We start from the raw sequence: 15,530 nt of genomic DNA, 5'->3' as shown, positions 1-15,530 counted from the left end.
CATACGACTTGACGATATAAAATAGTGACAAAATAATCTTCGAATGTGTGGCAAATAACTGGTAAATTTGCAACATGAATTTTTCTTCCAAATTGCTTGAAGATGCAGTAAATGAATTTGGTAAATTACCGGGTATTGGGCAAAAAACTGCTTTACGGCTCGTATTGCATCTATTGGGTAAGGATAATGCCGAGGTGGCGCAATTTGGCAATACACTGATTAAATTGAAAAATGAAATTAAGCATTGTGTAGTATGTCATAATATTGCCGATCATGAAACCTGTGGCATTTGCGCATCATTTAAGCGTGAAAAAGAAGTGATTTGCGTGGTAGAAGATACACGAGATGTCATGGCCATTGAAAATACAAATCAGTATTTTGGCGTTTATCATGTTTTGGGAGGTTTAATTTCGCCAATGGACGGCATCGGACCGTCGGACTTAAACATTGAAAGTTTGGTGAATCGTGTAAAATCATCGGAAGTAAAAGAGATTATTTTAGCATTAAGTGCAAATATGGAAGGTGATACCACACTTTTTTATCTCCATAAAAAATTAAAGGAGTTCAATATTCCAATTACCACCATCGCAAGAGGGATAGCCTTTGGAGGCGAGCTCGAATATGCTGACGAAGTCACTTTAGGCAGATCAATTATCACAAGGGTTCCTTATGAACCTTCCCTTATGAAATAATTGCTCTCCCCAAGCATGCTACGAATCAGTACTAAACACCATTAAGAAATTTGAATATGAGTTTGAGAGATAAAATAGTTGTCATTACTGGAGCTTCGTCGGGTATTGGTAAAGCTTTGGCTGAGGAACTTGCGAAAAGAGGTGCAAATTTGGTTTTGGGCGCTCGCCAGTACGTAACCTTGTGTGAGATAACTGCAGCCCTGGAAAAGAAATATCACATTAAGGCCTTAGCGGTACAAACAGATGTAAGTTTGGAAGATGATTGTAAAACGCTGATTAGTCAGGCTACATTAACTTTCGGTAAAATTGATGTCTTAATTAATAATGCTGGCCTTTCAATGCGTGCATTGTTTAAGGATTTAGATTTATCAGTGCTGAAAAATTTAATGGATGTGAACTTTTGGGGAGCGGTATATTGCACTAAATATGCGCTTCCAGAAATATTGAAAACAAACGGGAGTGTAGTGGCGGTTTCTTCCATAGCTGGTTATAGAGGTTTGCCTGGCCGTACGGGCTATTCGTCATCAAAGTTTGCCATGAATGGTTTTATGGAGTCGCTACGTACTGAATTGCTCAAAACTGGCGTTCATGTTATGGTAGCTTGTCCAGGATTTACGACTTCCAATATTCGAGTTGCTGCTTTATCACAAGATGGAAAGGCACATGGCGAAACTAGTATGGAAGAAGGAAAAATGATGACTGCCGAGGAAGTGGCGGAGCGAATTTGTGACGGTATTGAGCAGCGCAAGCGTACGCTAATCATGACCGGTCAAGGTAAGTTAGCGGTGTGGGTAAATAAGCTATTTCCAGCATTTGCAGACAAAAAAGTATTTGAACTTTTCACTAAAGAAAAAAATCCATTGATTAGATAATGAGGCATTTCAACTACAAAAAGTTAATTTTTGTTTCGTTTGGAAGTTTATTGCTGAGTTGTTTTTTCCTATGTCACCTACTTGCTCAAACTCCAAAAAAGCTAAGTAGCAGCAAAGATTTTATCGATATTATCAAATATTACAGGTACCTCAACCCAGATTCGGCTACTTATTATGTGGAATTAGGGTTGAAGGCCGCTGAGCAGCAGGGTGACCAATTGGGCAAGGCGGCGCTGCTCAACCAATACGGAATGATCGATGATAATTTCGCAAGATACAGGGAGTCAAGGCAGAAATACCTAGAAGCTGAAATCATCTACCGACAACAACATGACCAAATAGGTTTAGCTACGATACTCATTAGGCTGGCAGTTGTAGAACGAAGAAAAGGCAATTATGATAAATCATTTGACTATGCGTTGAAAGCCCTTAAAGTGAGCGAAAGGAATAAGCATAAGCTAGGTATAATGGAAGCCAGAGTAGTGCTTGCCGAAACTTATTATGACCTAAGCGATTATCAAAATGCATTAGAAAATTTGCGATTGGCACAACAACTGGAAAAAGAGTTGCCTCTAAACAATCTTACATTAAATATGTACGATGATTTTGGGGCGGTTTATATCAAACTGAAAGATTTTGAAAATGCCATTAAGTTTGTTCAGATCGGAATTTCAAAAAGTCATAGGGTCGAATATAATGGCTTACGAATCAGTTTAATGAAAACGCTGGGTCGTGCTTATCAACTCAAAGGAGATCTTAAGCGGGCGGAGCGTACATTTAAAGCCGCGTTAAATTTCTCTCGAAAAATTAAAAATGTATTGAGAGAACACGCCATCTTAACGGATTTAGCAAGCATCTACGAAAAAAAACAGCCCGACACTGCATTAAAATATCTAAATCAGGCTTTCGCTATTGTATCTAAGTATAAAATGTATCGCCAACAAATTACAATTTTAGATAAAAAAGCAACTATTTATAAGCAAACTGGAAATTTAGCTGAGGCATTAAAGGCCAAAGAAATAAGTAGCTCGTTGGCCGAGCAGGTTTTTTATAAAGACATGATGAAGCAGGTTTTTAGCCTTGAGTCTGATTATGAACTAGAGAAATCCAAAGCTAAGCTGAACGAGTTGGCAGCTAAAAATAAGGAGCAACAAATTCTTAAAAATGTAATCCTTTCTGTTGCAGTAACATTTTTTATCGTACTTGTAGTTACATTAATCTATTATTTGCGATCAAGACATCTTAACTCGCTGTTAACCAAAGCCAATCTTGAGTTGGAAGAAAGTAACGAAGTTAAAGACAAATTTTTCTCCATTATCGCTCATGACATACGCTCGCCTTTGGTTTCCACTATTAGTATTTTGAAACTTATTGGTGATAACGAATTGGACGAAACGATGCAGAAGCATATGGTTTCTAAGTTGGTTTCACATTGCGATAGTAGTCTTGAGATTTTGGATAAGCTGCTGAAATGGGGGCAAATGCAGATCAAAGGTGTGCGTTTGAATAAAACTGAGTTTAATCCTTTTGAAAATGTTAAGCGTAATTTGGGGTTTTTACAGCAAGCTGCAGATAAAAAGCACATTCGTGTAAGCGTAGATATGCCTAAACAGATGGTGCTGTTGGCCGACGCCGACCATTTTGATTTTATCGTTAGAAATTTGCTGGCCAATGCCATAAAGTTTACGGAGCCCAAAGGAGAAATTAAAATTGCTGCTGAAGCTTTAAACAAGGATACCATACAGTTTTCCGTAAGTGATACTGGCGTGGGCATTAGCGAAGCAAGGCTTGATAAGATTTTTCAGCTGTCAGCTATGGGAACAAAGGGGACATCCGCCGAAGAAGGCACGAGCTTAGGTTTAGTGATTTGCAGGGAGTTTGTGTTAGCAAATGACGGGCAATTGGATGTAGAAAGTAAAGTTGGCGAAGGCACAACTTTTTACTTTACTTTAAAAGGATATCTTAAAAAAACAATATAATTACAAAAACTAGTTGCATTTATTTAAAAACAATCACATATTTGCCTACAGAATGATACAAGTAAACGTAAATAGAAATTGGTGGTGGCATAACGCAATAGCGTGATGTAACCTTTTGTGCGTTTATTTTTTTAATAAAAATTTTAAAAGGTTGCTGATGAGGCAACCTTTTTTATTATACGGCAATGAAGAAAATACTTAATCATCTTTTTGAAAACAAAACTTTTACTAGGCAGGAAGCCCAAAAAATATTAACGGATATTGCTTCTGGAGCATTTAATAATTCGCAAATAGCAGCGTTCATTACAGCTTATGGCATGCGAAACATTACTGTTGAGGAATTGCAAGGTTTCAGAGACGCCATGTTAGATTTGTGTTTAAAGGTAGATTTTTCTGATTTTGAGCTGATTGATTTATGTGGCACTGGTGGAGACGGTAAAGATACCTTCAACATTTCTACTTTGGCTTCATTTATTGTGGCTGGTGCTGGGCATAAGGTTGCCAAACATGGTAATTACGGCGTTTCATCTGGTTGCGGTTCAAGTAATGTGATGGAATACTTAGGTTATCAATTTACTAATGATCAAAGCGAGCTTAAAAGAAGCCTAGATAAAGCTGGTATTTGCTTTATTCATGCGCCATTGTTTCACCCAGCAATGAAAACTGTAGCACCAATTAGACGTGAACTTGGCGTAAAAACTTTCTTCAATATGCTTGGTCCCATGTGTAATCCGGCAAAGCCGAAAAATCAAATGGTCGGCGTTTTTAGCTTAGAATTGGCTAGAATTTACGCTTATCTATATCAGCAAACGGATAAAAATTACAGTATTGTACACGCTGTTGATGGATTTGACGAAGTTTCGATGACCTGCGACTTTAAAACCTTTAGTAAAAAGGGAGAAGCTTTAACCAAAATAAGCGATTTAGGCTTTACACAGATAGCCGAAAGTGAAATTCAAGGTGGCGATACTGTTGAATCATCGGCTAAAATATTTATGGACGTATTGGAGGGGAGCGCAACTGATGCGCAAACTAATGTAGTTTTATGTAATGCGGCAATTGCTATACAGACTATTGAGCAGGAAAAAACTTTTGCAGATTGTTATTATGAAGCGGAAGAATCGCTTATGAGTAAAAGGGCATTGAGCAGTTTTAAAAATTTAATTAGTGGTAAGTAGCGTTCTACATTAGTTTAGATAGGACAAAAAGGAGCTTAGGTGGTTAAAAAAGTAAAATGAAATTAAAAATCAAAGTTTGTGGAATGAAGCAGGCAACTAACATTGCCGAAGTAGCCAATTTGCATCCAGATTATATGGGCTTCATTTTCTATGAAAAATCTCCAAGATTCATTAGCGAAGTTTCAGCGGAGTTAATTAAATATGTACCAAATGAGATTAAAACCACTGGAGTTTTTGTAGATGAAAGCGCAGAAGCGGTAAAATCTCTAGTGGCAAAACATCAGCTCAAGGCAGTGCAACTTCACGGCAACGAAAGTGTAGCCTACTGTCAAGAAATAAAGGAGTTAAATGTGGAAGTCATTAAAGCCTTTGGCGTGCATGAAAATTTTGATTTCAACATTTTAAGCGATTATGAACCATACGTAGATTATTTTCTATTCGATACGCAAACGCCAGTGCATGGCGGTTCGGGTAAGGTTTTTGATTGGACATTATTGCAAAATTACAATTTACAAAAGCCATATTTTTTAAGTGGTGGAATTGATCTAGTTCATGCAAATCAAATTAAACAAATTGCTGATGAAAGGTTACATGCCATTGATATCAACAGTAAATTTGAATTGGAACCTGGGCTTAAGGACGTAAATAAATTGAAAGAATTTTTTGAGGAGTTAAATTCATCGCTTTTGGCTTGAACCAAGCAATGACAAATTAAATAAATATGAATTATTTTGTAGACGAAAGAGGTTATTACGGCGATTTTGGAGGTGCTTATATCCCTGAAATGCTTTATCCAAACGTGGAGGAACTTAGGCAAAAATACCAGGCCATTATAAACGAAGAGCAGTTCCAAGCCGAGTTTAAGGCTTTGCTAAAAGATTATGTTGGTCGCCCTTCGCCTTTATATTTAGCTAAAAGGATGTCTGAAAAATATGGCGCTAACATTTTTTTAAAGAGAGAAGATTTAAACCATACCGGAGCACATAAAATTAACAACACTATAGGCCAAATTTTGCTTGCCGAAAAGCTTGGTAAAAAACGCATTATTGCGGAAACTGGTGCTGGACAACATGGTGTTGCTACCGCTACTGTATGTGCCTTGCGTGGCTTGGAATGTGTGGTTTATATGGGCGAGGTAGATATCAAACGCCAAGCTCCAAATGTAGCACGCATGAAAATGCTCGGGGCAACGGTTGTTGCAGCAACATCAGGCAGTAAAACGTTAAAAGATGCTACCAACGAAGCTATGCGTGATTGGATCAATAATCCAGTAGATACGCATTATATCATCGGTTCGGTGGTTGGTCCGCATCCCTATCCGGATATGGTTGCGCAATTTCAATCTATCATTTCACTGGAAACTAAAAAGCAATTGAAAGAACAAACTGGCAACGAGTTAGCTGATTATGTATTGGCATGTGTTGGTGGGGGAAGCAATGCTATTGGTATGTTTTATCATTTCATTAACGATGAAAGTGTGAAGCTAATTGCAGTAGAAGCAGCTGGAAAAGGGGTGTCAAGCGGATTTTCGGCAGCGACTACCACTTTAGGTAAAGAAGGTGTTCTTCACGGTAGTAGAAGTATCTTAATGCAAACCAGTGATGGTCAGGTTGTGGAGCCTCATTCTGTTTCAGCCGGTTTAGATTATCCAGGTATCGGCCCTCAACATGCGCACTTGTTTAAAACCGGCAGAGGTTTGTATGCAAGTATCACTGATGATGAAGCACTTTTGGCTGGCAGGTTATTGACACAATATGAAGGGATCATTCCGGCCATTGAAAGCGCTCATGCTTTAGCATATTTGGAAAAAATGAAATTTAAAGGCGGAGAAAACGTAGTGATTTGTCTTTCGGGTAGAGGTGACAAGGACATGGAAACGTACATGAAATATTTTAATTTATAGTTTTGAGATTTGCGTATTAGGGATTTGATTCTCAGTAAGCCAGGCTAATCGAATGATGGCCCGCTGATCACCATACGCAATGCTCACTACGCAACATTATTTAAATGAACAGACTTCAACAATTATTTGAAAAAAAGCCGAAAGGTCTACTTTCGATATATTATACGGCAGGTTATCCGAACTTGACTAACACCTTAACAATAGCAGAAACTTTAGAAAAATGCGGTGCAGACTTCTTGGAGATAGGTTTTCCATATTCTGATCCGGTTGCGGATGGCCCCGTGATACAGGCGAGCAGTAAGCAGGCTTTGGATAATGGAATGACGCTTGAAGTGCTTTTTGATCAACTAAAGGATTTGAGAAAGCAGGTCAATATTCCAATTTTATTAATGGGATATGTGAATGTGATGCTGCAATATGGCGTAGAGGCTTTTTGCAAAAAATGCCAAGAAGTAGGTGTCGACGGCTGCATTATCCCTGATTTGCCTATGTACGAATACGAGGAAATGTATAAAGATGTGTTTGAAAATAACGGATTGAGCAACATCTTTTTAGTTACTCCTCAAACCTCTGAGGAGCGAATTCGCAAAATTGACGGATTAAGCAATGCTTTTATCTACCTCGTTTCTTCTTCTGCCACTACAGGAAATAACCTTTCCGTTTCTGGTACTGCAAGTGCTTATTTTGAACGTATTTCAAAAATGAATTTACGTACGCCAGTAATGATTGGCTTCGGAATTTCAGACAAAGCAACTTATGAAGCCGCGTGTAATTTCGCTAGTGGAGCAATTATTGGAAGTGCGTTTGTGAAAGCTTTGGACGGAAACGGGTTAGATCAAAGCATTCAACAATTTATGCAACAATTCAAGCATTGATAAAAGTTTTTGATGATCGAAGATTTGAGATTTTGGTCTCACGAGAGGTTAGGGAGAGGTTATTCGCCGCTAATCTCTTGTGTTTTTTGATCAATTAAGGACAGTTTTTTATAAATTTCCTTATCAAAGGCACGCGTATGTTTGTCTATTGCTTTATACATTAATTCGTAGCAACTAATGTGCATTTTGCAGTATTCTTTGTAAACGATAATTTTACGGTCTATCTCTGCGCTGTTACTGAATTTCTTAGCACTATCTAGGATCTCTAAATTTCTATTCCAATAGTAAAGGCCCACATTTTTAAGGTCAGACATCGATTTTTCCCTTTGTGCTAAGGCGGTATCAACAGGCAGTACACTCTTTGCCATATCGGCCATCGAATAGAAATCAATCATAATTTCGTTGAATCGTTTTTCATCCGAGAGAATGGCATCTTTTTTTAATTCAATGATTTTATTGTTATGTGTCTGTTTACTGAATTTAAGTTTGCCAGAAAAGTTGTTGATCACTATAATAGATGCCGCTACTATTATAACAATTGGAATAAATATGACAAGTACTTTTGCAGTTTTTGGAGAGGTGTTCATAAGTGATGATAATTAACGAGTTACAAGTTCGTAATTTTTAGCCAATAACACGGCATTTCATTATATTCAAATTCTTCAATGAGCTGAAGACCACATTTTTGAAGCACATTTTTAGATGCCTTGTTATCAATGTGGCACATGCCGTAAACTTCCTTAAGTTTCAATTGCGTAAAACCATATTTCAGGCAAGCTTTTGCTGTTTCTGTGGCAATGCCTTTATTCCAGTAGCGTTGTACCAATCTGTAGCCAATATCATGGAAATTGACATGGTTGTTAATCGGTTCGGTGATGAATTTAAATCCTGTCCATCCTACAAAATCTCCATTGGCTTTGTCAATAATTGCCCATCGGCCTATGCCGTATGCAGTGTATTGTTGTTGGATAAAATGGATGTAATTTAAAGCCTCCTCAATGGAGTGAATAGGTTTGTTTCCTAAAAAGGCATGCACATTGGGATTGCTATCCAGTTCGAACATGCCATCAACGTCTTGTTCGCTTAACTCCCTAATCCAAAATCTTTCAGTTTCTAACGGCTGTTTTAGCATATTTTTTCGATACAGATTTTAAAAATACATAACCTGCCACGCCTGAAATTACAGACGCACAAAGTATGGCAAACTTCGATTCGATAATGTGCGCTGCATCGCTGAATGATAGCATGGCAATAAAGATAGACATGGTAAACCCGATTCCCGCCAACATGCCCATTCCAGTAATGTGCTTCCAATTAGCACCGGTGGGTAGTTTTGCAAGTTTCAATTTAACTGCAATAAACGACATTAAGGTGATGCCAATCGTTTTTCCTAAAAATAGCCCGAGTATAATGCCTAAACCTAAAGGAGAAGCTAGGCCTTCCACCATTCCGCTTACAAAGGTGATGTTAGTGTTAGCAAGAGCAAAAACTGGCATAATAATTAAAGCTACGGGTTGAGTGAGTGCATGTTCCAACTTTTCTAATGGAGATAGTTCCGCAGTTTCATTAGTTGGAATGGTAAATGCTAGTAATACCCCGGCTATAGTAGCATGTATACCGGAATGATGCACAAAGTACCAAAGAAATACACCCGGGATCAGGTATAGCAGTAAGTTTTTTACTTTAAAGAAGTTGAAAACCAGCAGCAAAGCGAAAATGCCACCTGCAATAAAGAGCTGGTTCCAATGGATTTGTTCTGTGTAAAAAAAGGCAATCACCAAAATGGCACCTAAGTCATCAACAATAGCTAATGCCGCTAAAAAAATCTTTAACGAACTCGGTACATTTTTTTCGAGCAGCGCAACAATTGCTAATGCAAAAGCAATGTCAGTTGCCATAGGAATGCCCCAACCATTAGCCGTTACGGTGTTTTTGTTGAATAGCGCATAAATTACTGCAGGTACCAACATGCCGCCAATGGCCGCTAAAACCGGTAAAGACGCTTTTTTTAAGGAGGAAAGTTCACCTTCAACCAACTCTCTCTTAATCTCTAAACCTACAAGTAAAAAAAAGATGGCCATCAAACCGTCGTTAATCCATGTTGCAATGCTGTAATCCAAATGGAAAGCTGAAATTTTGAATCCAATAGTTTTGGCCAGCAAATCAGCGAAGCTTGCCGCATAACCAGAGTTTGCGATAATTAAGGAGGTAACAACGCAGACTAACAGCAATATGCTTCCAAGTTTTTTAGAGTTGAAAAATTCTTTGAATACGCTAATATTAATCCGTTTTTTCATAACCGCTAAAATACAAAAGCCTAGCCAATGGTTGGCTAGGCTTAGGCTGTTTTTTTATGCTTTTTTATTCTTTGATCAGTTTTTCGCTAGCGACGAAAACCTGATTATCTAATAACTGAAAAACATAGGTGCCTGGTTTCAGCTCCTGTATCTTATTGTTCAGCTCTTGTTCAATTGATTTGATATTGCCTTTTAATTTCAACAGCAATCTTCCATCAGCACTTAAAAGATTTACAACTACATTCGTTGAACTGCTGCCGTAATTGATGAAAGCCTTACCTTTTGTCGGATTTGGGTAAATCAATATTTTGAACTCGCTTGCCAATATATTTACTGATCTAAGTTCTGGGTAATAGCTAGATTTTCCGTCAATGTCTGTCTGTTTCAAGCGGTAATAGTTTAGACCAGCTTTAACATTGTTGTCAATAATACTGTAATTTAATTTTTGGTTTGAGTTACCTTTAGCAGCTACTTCTTTTACTTTTTCGAAAACATTGCCATCGTTTGAGCGCTCAACGGTGAAGTAGCTGTTGTTGGTTTCAGTTTGGGTAGTCCACCTTAATGTTACATTGTTTCCTTCTTTTTTAGCGGTAAATCCATCGAATTTTACTGGTAAAGTGGTGTTGGTGAAGCTGTATCTGGTAAGTACAGGATAATGATCAGACGTAGTTGATCCATAGTTGTCAGGAGATACTGTTCCAGTTACCGAAGTTAAAATTTGTGCTGATCCGCTGATGTAATTGTCATTCATCTCGTTAGATAAAGTAACGTGGTCGATTACATCGTTGTAACTCACAGTTGATTTTTTACCTGATTGACTTAAAGGTAGTGTAGGAGAGATGTATTTTGCATTGTCATCTAACCATACTTGATACGATGATTTTGGATAATCGGCACCAGCCTCAGAAGCAGTAGAAATGGTGGCATCAAGATCGTCATTGTAGTCGCCCAAAATGATGAAGTTATCAGTGCTTTCGTTAGCATCCAAATAGCTTTTTAGTGCAATAGCTGCATTTTTTCTACGAGCATACGAACCGCTGCTAGTTTCAGCTTTAGCGTGAATCATGATGAAGTTAACCTGTTTAGTTACGCCGTTTAAAGTTACATTAGCTTTCATCTCGTAAGGAAAACGTCCTGAAGCCCAGTAATTAAACACAGGGTCGCTTTCATTCGCAGTGTAAAGTAATCCGCTAGGGGTGCCAATTGGAGAAATTACAGATTTACGGTAAACGAACGCTAATTTCTGTGCATTGGCATAGTCAGGGTCAGATGTGTTTTGTGCATAAGATGCATAAGTTGATACAAAGTAGCCATATTCGTTAGCGTCTACGCCAATTTGTTGTGCAACATCTGCAAGTGCCGTGGTACTCACGATTTCACCCAAACAATAAATATCAGCGTTGATTGATTTCATTACCTTGATCACATTAGCTTTTTGCTTAGCTTCATCAGAAGGGCCGTTGCCGGTATGTCCAAACCATTCAATGTTCCAATTTACTACCTCTAAGGTGTTGTCAAAGGCAAGTGTAGTACCACTTAATGTAACTGTTTTCGTGGTTGCTCCAGTACTAGCAATGGTCAACGTACCTTGGCGGTTGCTATCGGCAACGGTAGGACTAAACTTCACATACACCGTTTGATTGGCTGTGCCAGGGTTGCTAATGTTTAAACTTTGGCTATAAGTATTGTTATCCAATGAAATGCTGAAATCACCCGTAACATTCAATGAAGCGTCATTAGTTAAGTTGCTAAAAGAAACTACCACCGTTTTAGAAGTTGAGGTAGCTCCATTGGCTTGGTAGCCAAATTCCAATGAACTTGGATTTACAGCAATTTCAGCTGGTGCTGGGCTAGAAGAATTTACTAGGCTGAAATCATCTAAACTCCAGCGGGCACCGTCAACCGTAGTAGATGTGTATACAAAAGCAATGTAAATGCTGCTGCCATTAGTTTTGAAAGCAGATAGATCGATATTTTCAGATTTTGTCCAAACATCAGTATTTCCTGCAGGAAATTTCCCATCAATTTCTGTCCAAGTAACTCCAGAAGCGTAAGGATCGCCTGTGCCGCTATAGTTGGTGCTAACCATTAACTTCAGTTGCGGACCCGTAAATTTATTTCGGCTCCAAAATGAAAGTAAAGGATAGTTGTAACTGCTAATATTAAATGATGGAGAAATTAACCAGTCTTCGTTTTGGATGTTTGCTCCTGAGTATCCATTAATTTGCAAGCCGTTTCCTGAATTTCCTGCGCCCGTAGCATCGCTGTTATTATGACCAAATGTAGTAGCGCAACCCCAAGTTTGCGCACCAATAACGCTGTATTGATAAAATCCGTCAGATAAACTTGAGCTACCGTTAGTGCTGCAGCTTTCAAAGTTGAATGAGGTAGCGTTAGGATCAATTCCCGTACCGCTTAATGCTACGTTACCGTTGCTTACTAATCCGCCACCAGAAATAGTTACATTGCCATTGGAGATTCCAGCTGCGGTAGGCGCATATCTAACATATAGTGTAGTTGGGCTTGTGCGTTCAGCATTGGTGTAAGTTAATGACGTGCCGTAAGCTCCATTGCTGGTTTTAGAGATACTAAAAGGTGCAGCGGTGGTTAGCACTAAATCATCTGTAGTTAAATTGCTGTAAGTGAGTTCTAAAGATTTTTCTGTAGCAGTGGTGTTAATGTTTTGGTTCCCAAAGGTCACTGCTGTACCACTGATAGTAGGTGAATTTGCTGCTGCCTCATAGTATACTTCAATGTCATCTAGAAATGCTCTTTTTGCGGAGGTTTCAATTTTAACAGTGGAGTTAGCTGTTCCGCCAGTAAAACTCAAGGTTTTTTGCTCCGCTGTAGCACTAATGATGGCTGTGTAACTTACTGATTGTGCAGTAAGGCCGGTAACAGTTACTTTAATGGTGCCTTCAACACTACTCCAACCCTTTACCTTAAAGTCTATATTGAAATTACCCCCATTGGCACTTAAGTCTAATGTTTTACTTGTGAGGGAACCGATTAAACTGCTGGTTCCTAATTTCACCATACCATCTGCTGCGTAAGCTTTAACGGCAGTAGGAAAATTTGCGTTAATTGAAGTAAGTTCTGTTCCACTTTGCGTCCCCGTATTTGTGTTGGATCCCGCAGTTAGCGTTGCAAAGTTTTCTTGTAAGAGATAAGTTTTTTGTGAAAATGCAAAAAGTGGTAAAACCCACATAATTACAAAAATCGCTTTTTGTAGTAAAAGTCTTTTCATATAATAAGTTTTGCCGCCCAAATTATTTTGGACAGAGCAAATTTATATGTTTATTGTTACTACTTTGTTAAACTCCTGTTAAGGCTTAAGAAAAATCGTATAGCCATAAGGTGTTGTTAAAGATAATCTTCGATATTTCCCTTGCCCTCGCGGATCACCTCGAAATCTCCACTTGTACAATCTACGATGGTTGAGGCTTCGTTGCCACCAAAACCACCATCAATTACCAAGTCTACTTGAGACTCGTATTTTTCGTGAATCAATTCTGGATCGGCCGAGTATTCAATTACCTCATCATCATCTTTAATAGATGTTGAAATTATAGGGTTTCCTAATGCCTCCACAATTTGACGAGCAATAGCATTGTCGGGAACACGAATACCAACGGTTTTTTTATTAGAGCTCAATAACTTTGGAACGTTATTGTTAGCATTAAAAATAAAAGTGAACGGACCGGGAAGTGCTTTTTTCAATAGCCTAAAAACCGTGGTGTCTATTGGTTTAATAAAGTCAGAGATGTGCCTCAAATCAGAACAGATAAAGGAAAAATTTGCTTTTTCTGGCTTTATTCCTCTAATCCTACAAATCTTTTCTATCGCTTTTTGATTGGTAATATCGCAGCCAAGCCCATAAACCGTATCGGTAGGGTAAATAATTAGACCGCCTTTTTTTAATACTTCCACAGCCTGGTCTATTGCCTTCGGATTAGGATTTTCTGGATATATCTTGATAAGCATTTCGTAAAAATAACAAATTGATACTGTAGTTGTTTCAAACTAGTATTTTATATCGCTATTTTAGCAAAAAACGAAGGTTTAACTTAATAGAATAGATATGAGAAAAGCATTTGTTGCCGTTGCCGCTTTTTTGGTTGCATTTACCATTATGTTGGGTTTGTACCATCCTTTTTTGTGGTGGACTTTCCTTTTCACAGGACCTGTAGTTTTACTAGGTTTCTATGATATGTTTCAGCCAAAAAGGAGTATTGTGCGTAACTATCCAGTAGTGGGAAGATTGAGGTACTTTATGGAAGAGCTAAGGCCAAAAGTTTACCAATACTTTGTGGAGAGCGATACCAACGGCACGCCTTACAATCGTTTGAATCGTTCGTTAATTTATCAAAGAGCAAAAAGAGAATTAGATACTATCCCATTTGGTACACAGTTAAATGTTTATGATAATGGTTACGAGTGGCTTAGTCACAGTATTATGGCAATTAGTCACCACGATTTAAACTTGCATCCTCGAGTGTTAGTTGGCGGGCCCGATTGCAAACAGCCTTATTCATCAAGTATTTACAATATCTCAGCAATGAGTTTCGGTTCCCTGAGTCAAAATGCTGTTTTGGCACTTAACGGGGGTGCTAAGCTGGGCAATTTTGCGCATAACACAGGCGAGGGGGGGATTAGTGATTACCATAGGCAGTTAGGTGGCGATTTGATTTGGCAAATTGGTACAGGATATTTTGGCTGCCGTAATTTAGATGGGACATTTAACGAAGAATCCTTTTCTGAAAGAGCCCACTCGGATCAGGTGAAAATGATTGAAATTAAGCTTTCCCAAGGTGCCAAACCTGGTCACGGAGGGATGCTGCCGGGTAAAAAAGTGACTGCTGAAGTAGCACGAATCCGTTTAGTGGAAGAAGGGAAAGATGTATTGTCTCCGCCAGCGCATTCAGCTTTTAGTACGCCAATTGAGTTAATGCAATTTGTTAAAAAATTGAGAGATTTATCTGGCGGTAAGCCAGTAGGTTTTAAGTTATGTATAGGCCGTAAAAGTGAATTTATCGCTATTTGCAAAGCAATCGTTGAAACGGGTATTATTCCAGATTTTATTACTGTTGATGGGGGAGAAGGCGGAACCGGTGCTGCACCTCAGGAATTTTCAAATTCGGTAGGAATGCCTTTGAGAGATGGAGTAGCTTTTGTTTATGATGTATTGGTGGGTTTCGATTTGAAGAAACATGTTAAGATCATTGCATCTGGAAAGGTTTCTACGGGTTTTGATATTGTAAAAAATATTGCTTTAGGTGCTGATATGTGTAATGCTGCCAGAGGAATGATGTTTGCCTTAGGCTGTATCCAAGCCTTAGAATGTAACAGCAATACCTGTCCAACCGGGGTTGCCACGCAAGATCCAAGTTTAATGAAAGGATTAGTAGTGGAAGATAAGAAAGTACGTGTTAAAAATTTCCATAACCTTACCGTTGCTAGTGCCGTTGAACTTTTGGGCGCTGCGGGTTTAAGGGAGCCAAATCAACTGACAAGAGCTTACATTAACAGAAGGGTAAGTCCAAACATTATTCAAAACTACCGCGAAACTTATCCGTATATTCCTGCTGGTTCATTGCTTAAAACGCCATATCCTGCCCGTTTCGAGTTGGGTATGACCTTAAGTACATCTAAAAGTTTCCAGCCTACAGATTATGTAGTTACAGAAGTAGATTATCATAACGCAAATCCTTATCATGAATAATTGCTTCTGATA

At 38.5% G+C, this 15,530-nt stretch carries 13 protein-coding genes; 8 read left to right on the top strand and 5 right to left on the bottom strand.

Annotated elements, in window-relative coordinates; genetic code table 11:
• Nucleotides 1–74: 74 nt before the first annotated feature.
• From recR to trpA, 7 genes are all read left to right on the top strand, one after another.
• The gene (gene recR, locus ACY2A0_RS01295; RefSeq protein ID WP_461787835.1) at nucleotides 75–692 is read left to right on the top strand and encodes a recombination mediator RecR; all 618 of its coding nucleotides are present in this window, start codon (nucleotides 75–77) and stop codon (nucleotides 690–692) included.
• Between the two features lie 56 nt (nucleotides 693–748).
• Entirely contained in the window at nucleotides 749–1,564 is an 816-nt protein-coding gene (locus ACY2A0_RS01290) for an SDR family oxidoreductase (RefSeq protein WP_461787834.1), read from the top strand.
• Nucleotides 1,564–3,543, top strand: a complete 1,980-nt coding sequence (locus ACY2A0_RS01285) for an ATP-binding protein (RefSeq protein WP_461787833.1) — start codon at nucleotides 1,564–1,566, stop codon at nucleotides 3,541–3,543. The genes ACY2A0_RS01290 and ACY2A0_RS01285 overlap by 1 nt, the downstream gene beginning before the upstream one ends.
• 185 nt (nucleotides 3,544–3,728) lie before the next feature.
• Entirely contained in the window at nucleotides 3,729–4,721 is a 993-nt protein-coding gene (gene trpD / locus ACY2A0_RS01280; RefSeq protein ID WP_461787832.1) for an anthranilate phosphoribosyltransferase, read from the top strand.
• Between the two features lie 56 nt (nucleotides 4,722–4,777).
• Entirely contained in the window at nucleotides 4,778–5,416 is a 639-nt protein-coding gene (locus ACY2A0_RS01275) for a phosphoribosylanthranilate isomerase (RefSeq protein ID WP_461787831.1), read from the top strand.
• Between the two features lie 26 nt (nucleotides 5,417–5,442).
• Nucleotides 5,443–6,624, top strand: a complete 1,182-nt coding sequence (gene trpB / locus ACY2A0_RS01270; protein ID WP_461787830.1) for a tryptophan synthase subunit beta — start codon at nucleotides 5,443–5,445, stop codon at nucleotides 6,622–6,624.
• A 104-nt stretch (nucleotides 6,625–6,728) separates the two neighbouring features.
• Nucleotides 6,729–7,499, top strand: a complete 771-nt coding sequence (gene trpA, locus ACY2A0_RS01265; RefSeq protein ID WP_461787829.1) for a tryptophan synthase subunit alpha — start codon at nucleotides 6,729–6,731, stop codon at nucleotides 7,497–7,499.
• A 59-nt stretch (nucleotides 7,500–7,558) separates the two neighbouring features.
• On the opposite strand, the gene ACY2A0_RS01260 is transcribed toward trpA, so the two are convergent.
• From ACY2A0_RS01260 to ACY2A0_RS01240, 5 genes are all read right to left on the bottom strand, one after another.
• Nucleotides 7,559–8,086, bottom strand: a complete 528-nt coding sequence (locus ACY2A0_RS01260; RefSeq protein WP_461787828.1) for a hypothetical protein — start codon at nucleotides 8,084–8,086, stop codon at nucleotides 7,559–7,561.
• 20 nt (nucleotides 8,087–8,106) lie between these two features.
• On the bottom strand, nucleotides 8,107–8,631 hold the full coding sequence (locus ACY2A0_RS01255) for a GNAT family N-acetyltransferase (protein ID WP_461787827.1): 525 nt from the start codon (nucleotides 8,629–8,631) through the stop codon (nucleotides 8,107–8,109).
• Nucleotides 8,606–9,796 carry a Na+/H+ antiporter NhaA gene (gene nhaA / locus ACY2A0_RS01250; RefSeq protein ID WP_461787826.1) on the bottom strand — a complete coding sequence of 397 codons (1,191 nt, stop codon included), beginning with the start codon at nucleotides 9,794–9,796 and terminating at the stop codon, nucleotides 8,606–8,608. The genes ACY2A0_RS01255 and nhaA overlap by 26 nt, the downstream gene beginning before the upstream one ends.
• 64 nt (nucleotides 9,797–9,860) lie before the next feature.
• On the bottom strand, nucleotides 9,861–13,043 hold the full coding sequence (locus ACY2A0_RS01245) for an endonuclease/exonuclease/phosphatase family protein (RefSeq protein WP_461787825.1): 3,183 nt from the start codon (nucleotides 13,041–13,043) through the stop codon (nucleotides 9,861–9,863).
• 116 nt (nucleotides 13,044–13,159) lie between these two features.
• Nucleotides 13,160–13,780 carry an L-threonylcarbamoyladenylate synthase gene (locus ACY2A0_RS01240; RefSeq protein ID WP_461791208.1) on the bottom strand — a complete coding sequence of 207 codons (621 nt, stop codon included), beginning with the start codon at nucleotides 13,778–13,780 and terminating at the stop codon, nucleotides 13,160–13,162.
• Between the two features lie 97 nt (nucleotides 13,781–13,877).
• Here ACY2A0_RS01240 and ACY2A0_RS01235 point away from each other — a divergent pair, with 97 nt between their 5' ends.
• Nucleotides 13,878–15,518 carry an FMN-binding glutamate synthase family protein gene (locus tag ACY2A0_RS01235; RefSeq protein WP_461787823.1) on the top strand — a complete coding sequence of 547 codons (1,641 nt, stop codon included), beginning with the start codon at nucleotides 13,878–13,880 and terminating at the stop codon, nucleotides 15,516–15,518.
• Nucleotides 15,519–15,530: the final 12 nt, after the last annotated feature.

The organism is Pedobacter sp. (genome assembly GCF_965249885.1).
Lineage (GTDB): Bacteria > Bacteroidota > Bacteroidia > Sphingobacteriales > Sphingobacteriaceae > Pedobacter.
Note: the sequence above shows the minus strand (reverse complement) of the source record. Positions and strands in the feature narration are given on the sequence as shown.

What these genes read in the sequence shown, in the direction of transcription:
- ACY2A0_RS01245 (WP_461787825.1), bottom strand. Translation starts at nt 13,043, where the DNA reads ATGAAAAGACTTTTACTACAAAAAGCGATTTTTGTAATTATGTGGGTT.
- trpA (WP_461787829.1), top strand. Translation starts at nt 6,729, where the DNA reads ATGAACAGACTTCAACAATTATTTGAAAAAAAGCCGAAAGGTCTACTT.
- ACY2A0_RS01260 (WP_461787828.1), bottom strand. Translation starts at nt 8,086, where the DNA reads ATGAACACCTCTCCAAAAACTGCAAAAGTACTTGTCATATTTATTCCA.
- trpD (WP_461787832.1), top strand. Translation starts at nt 3,729, where the DNA reads ATGAAGAAAATACTTAATCATCTTTTTGAAAACAAAACTTTTACTAGG.
- ACY2A0_RS01255 (WP_461787827.1), bottom strand. Translation starts at nt 8,631, where the DNA reads ATGCTAAAACAGCCGTTAGAAACTGAAAGATTTTGGATTAGGGAGTTA.
- ACY2A0_RS01235 (WP_461787823.1), top strand. Translation starts at nt 13,878, where the DNA reads ATGAGAAAAGCATTTGTTGCCGTTGCCGCTTTTTTGGTTGCATTTACC.
- recR (WP_461787835.1), top strand. Translation starts at nt 75, where the DNA reads ATGAATTTTTCTTCCAAATTGCTTGAAGATGCAGTAAATGAATTTGGT.
- ACY2A0_RS01240 (WP_461791208.1), bottom strand. Translation starts at nt 13,780, where the DNA reads ATGCTTATCAAGATATATCCAGAAAATCCTAATCCGAAGGCAATAGAC.
- nhaA (WP_461787826.1), bottom strand. Translation starts at nt 9,796, where the DNA reads ATGAAAAAACGGATTAATATTAGCGTATTCAAAGAATTTTTCAACTCT.
- ACY2A0_RS01285 (WP_461787833.1), top strand. Translation starts at nt 1,564, where the DNA reads ATGAGGCATTTCAACTACAAAAAGTTAATTTTTGTTTCGTTTGGAAGT.
- ACY2A0_RS01275 (WP_461787831.1), top strand. Translation starts at nt 4,778, where the DNA reads ATGAAATTAAAAATCAAAGTTTGTGGAATGAAGCAGGCAACTAACATT.
- ACY2A0_RS01290 (WP_461787834.1), top strand. Translation starts at nt 749, where the DNA reads ATGAGTTTGAGAGATAAAATAGTTGTCATTACTGGAGCTTCGTCGGGT.
- trpB (WP_461787830.1), top strand. Translation starts at nt 5,443, where the DNA reads ATGAATTATTTTGTAGACGAAAGAGGTTATTACGGCGATTTTGGAGGT.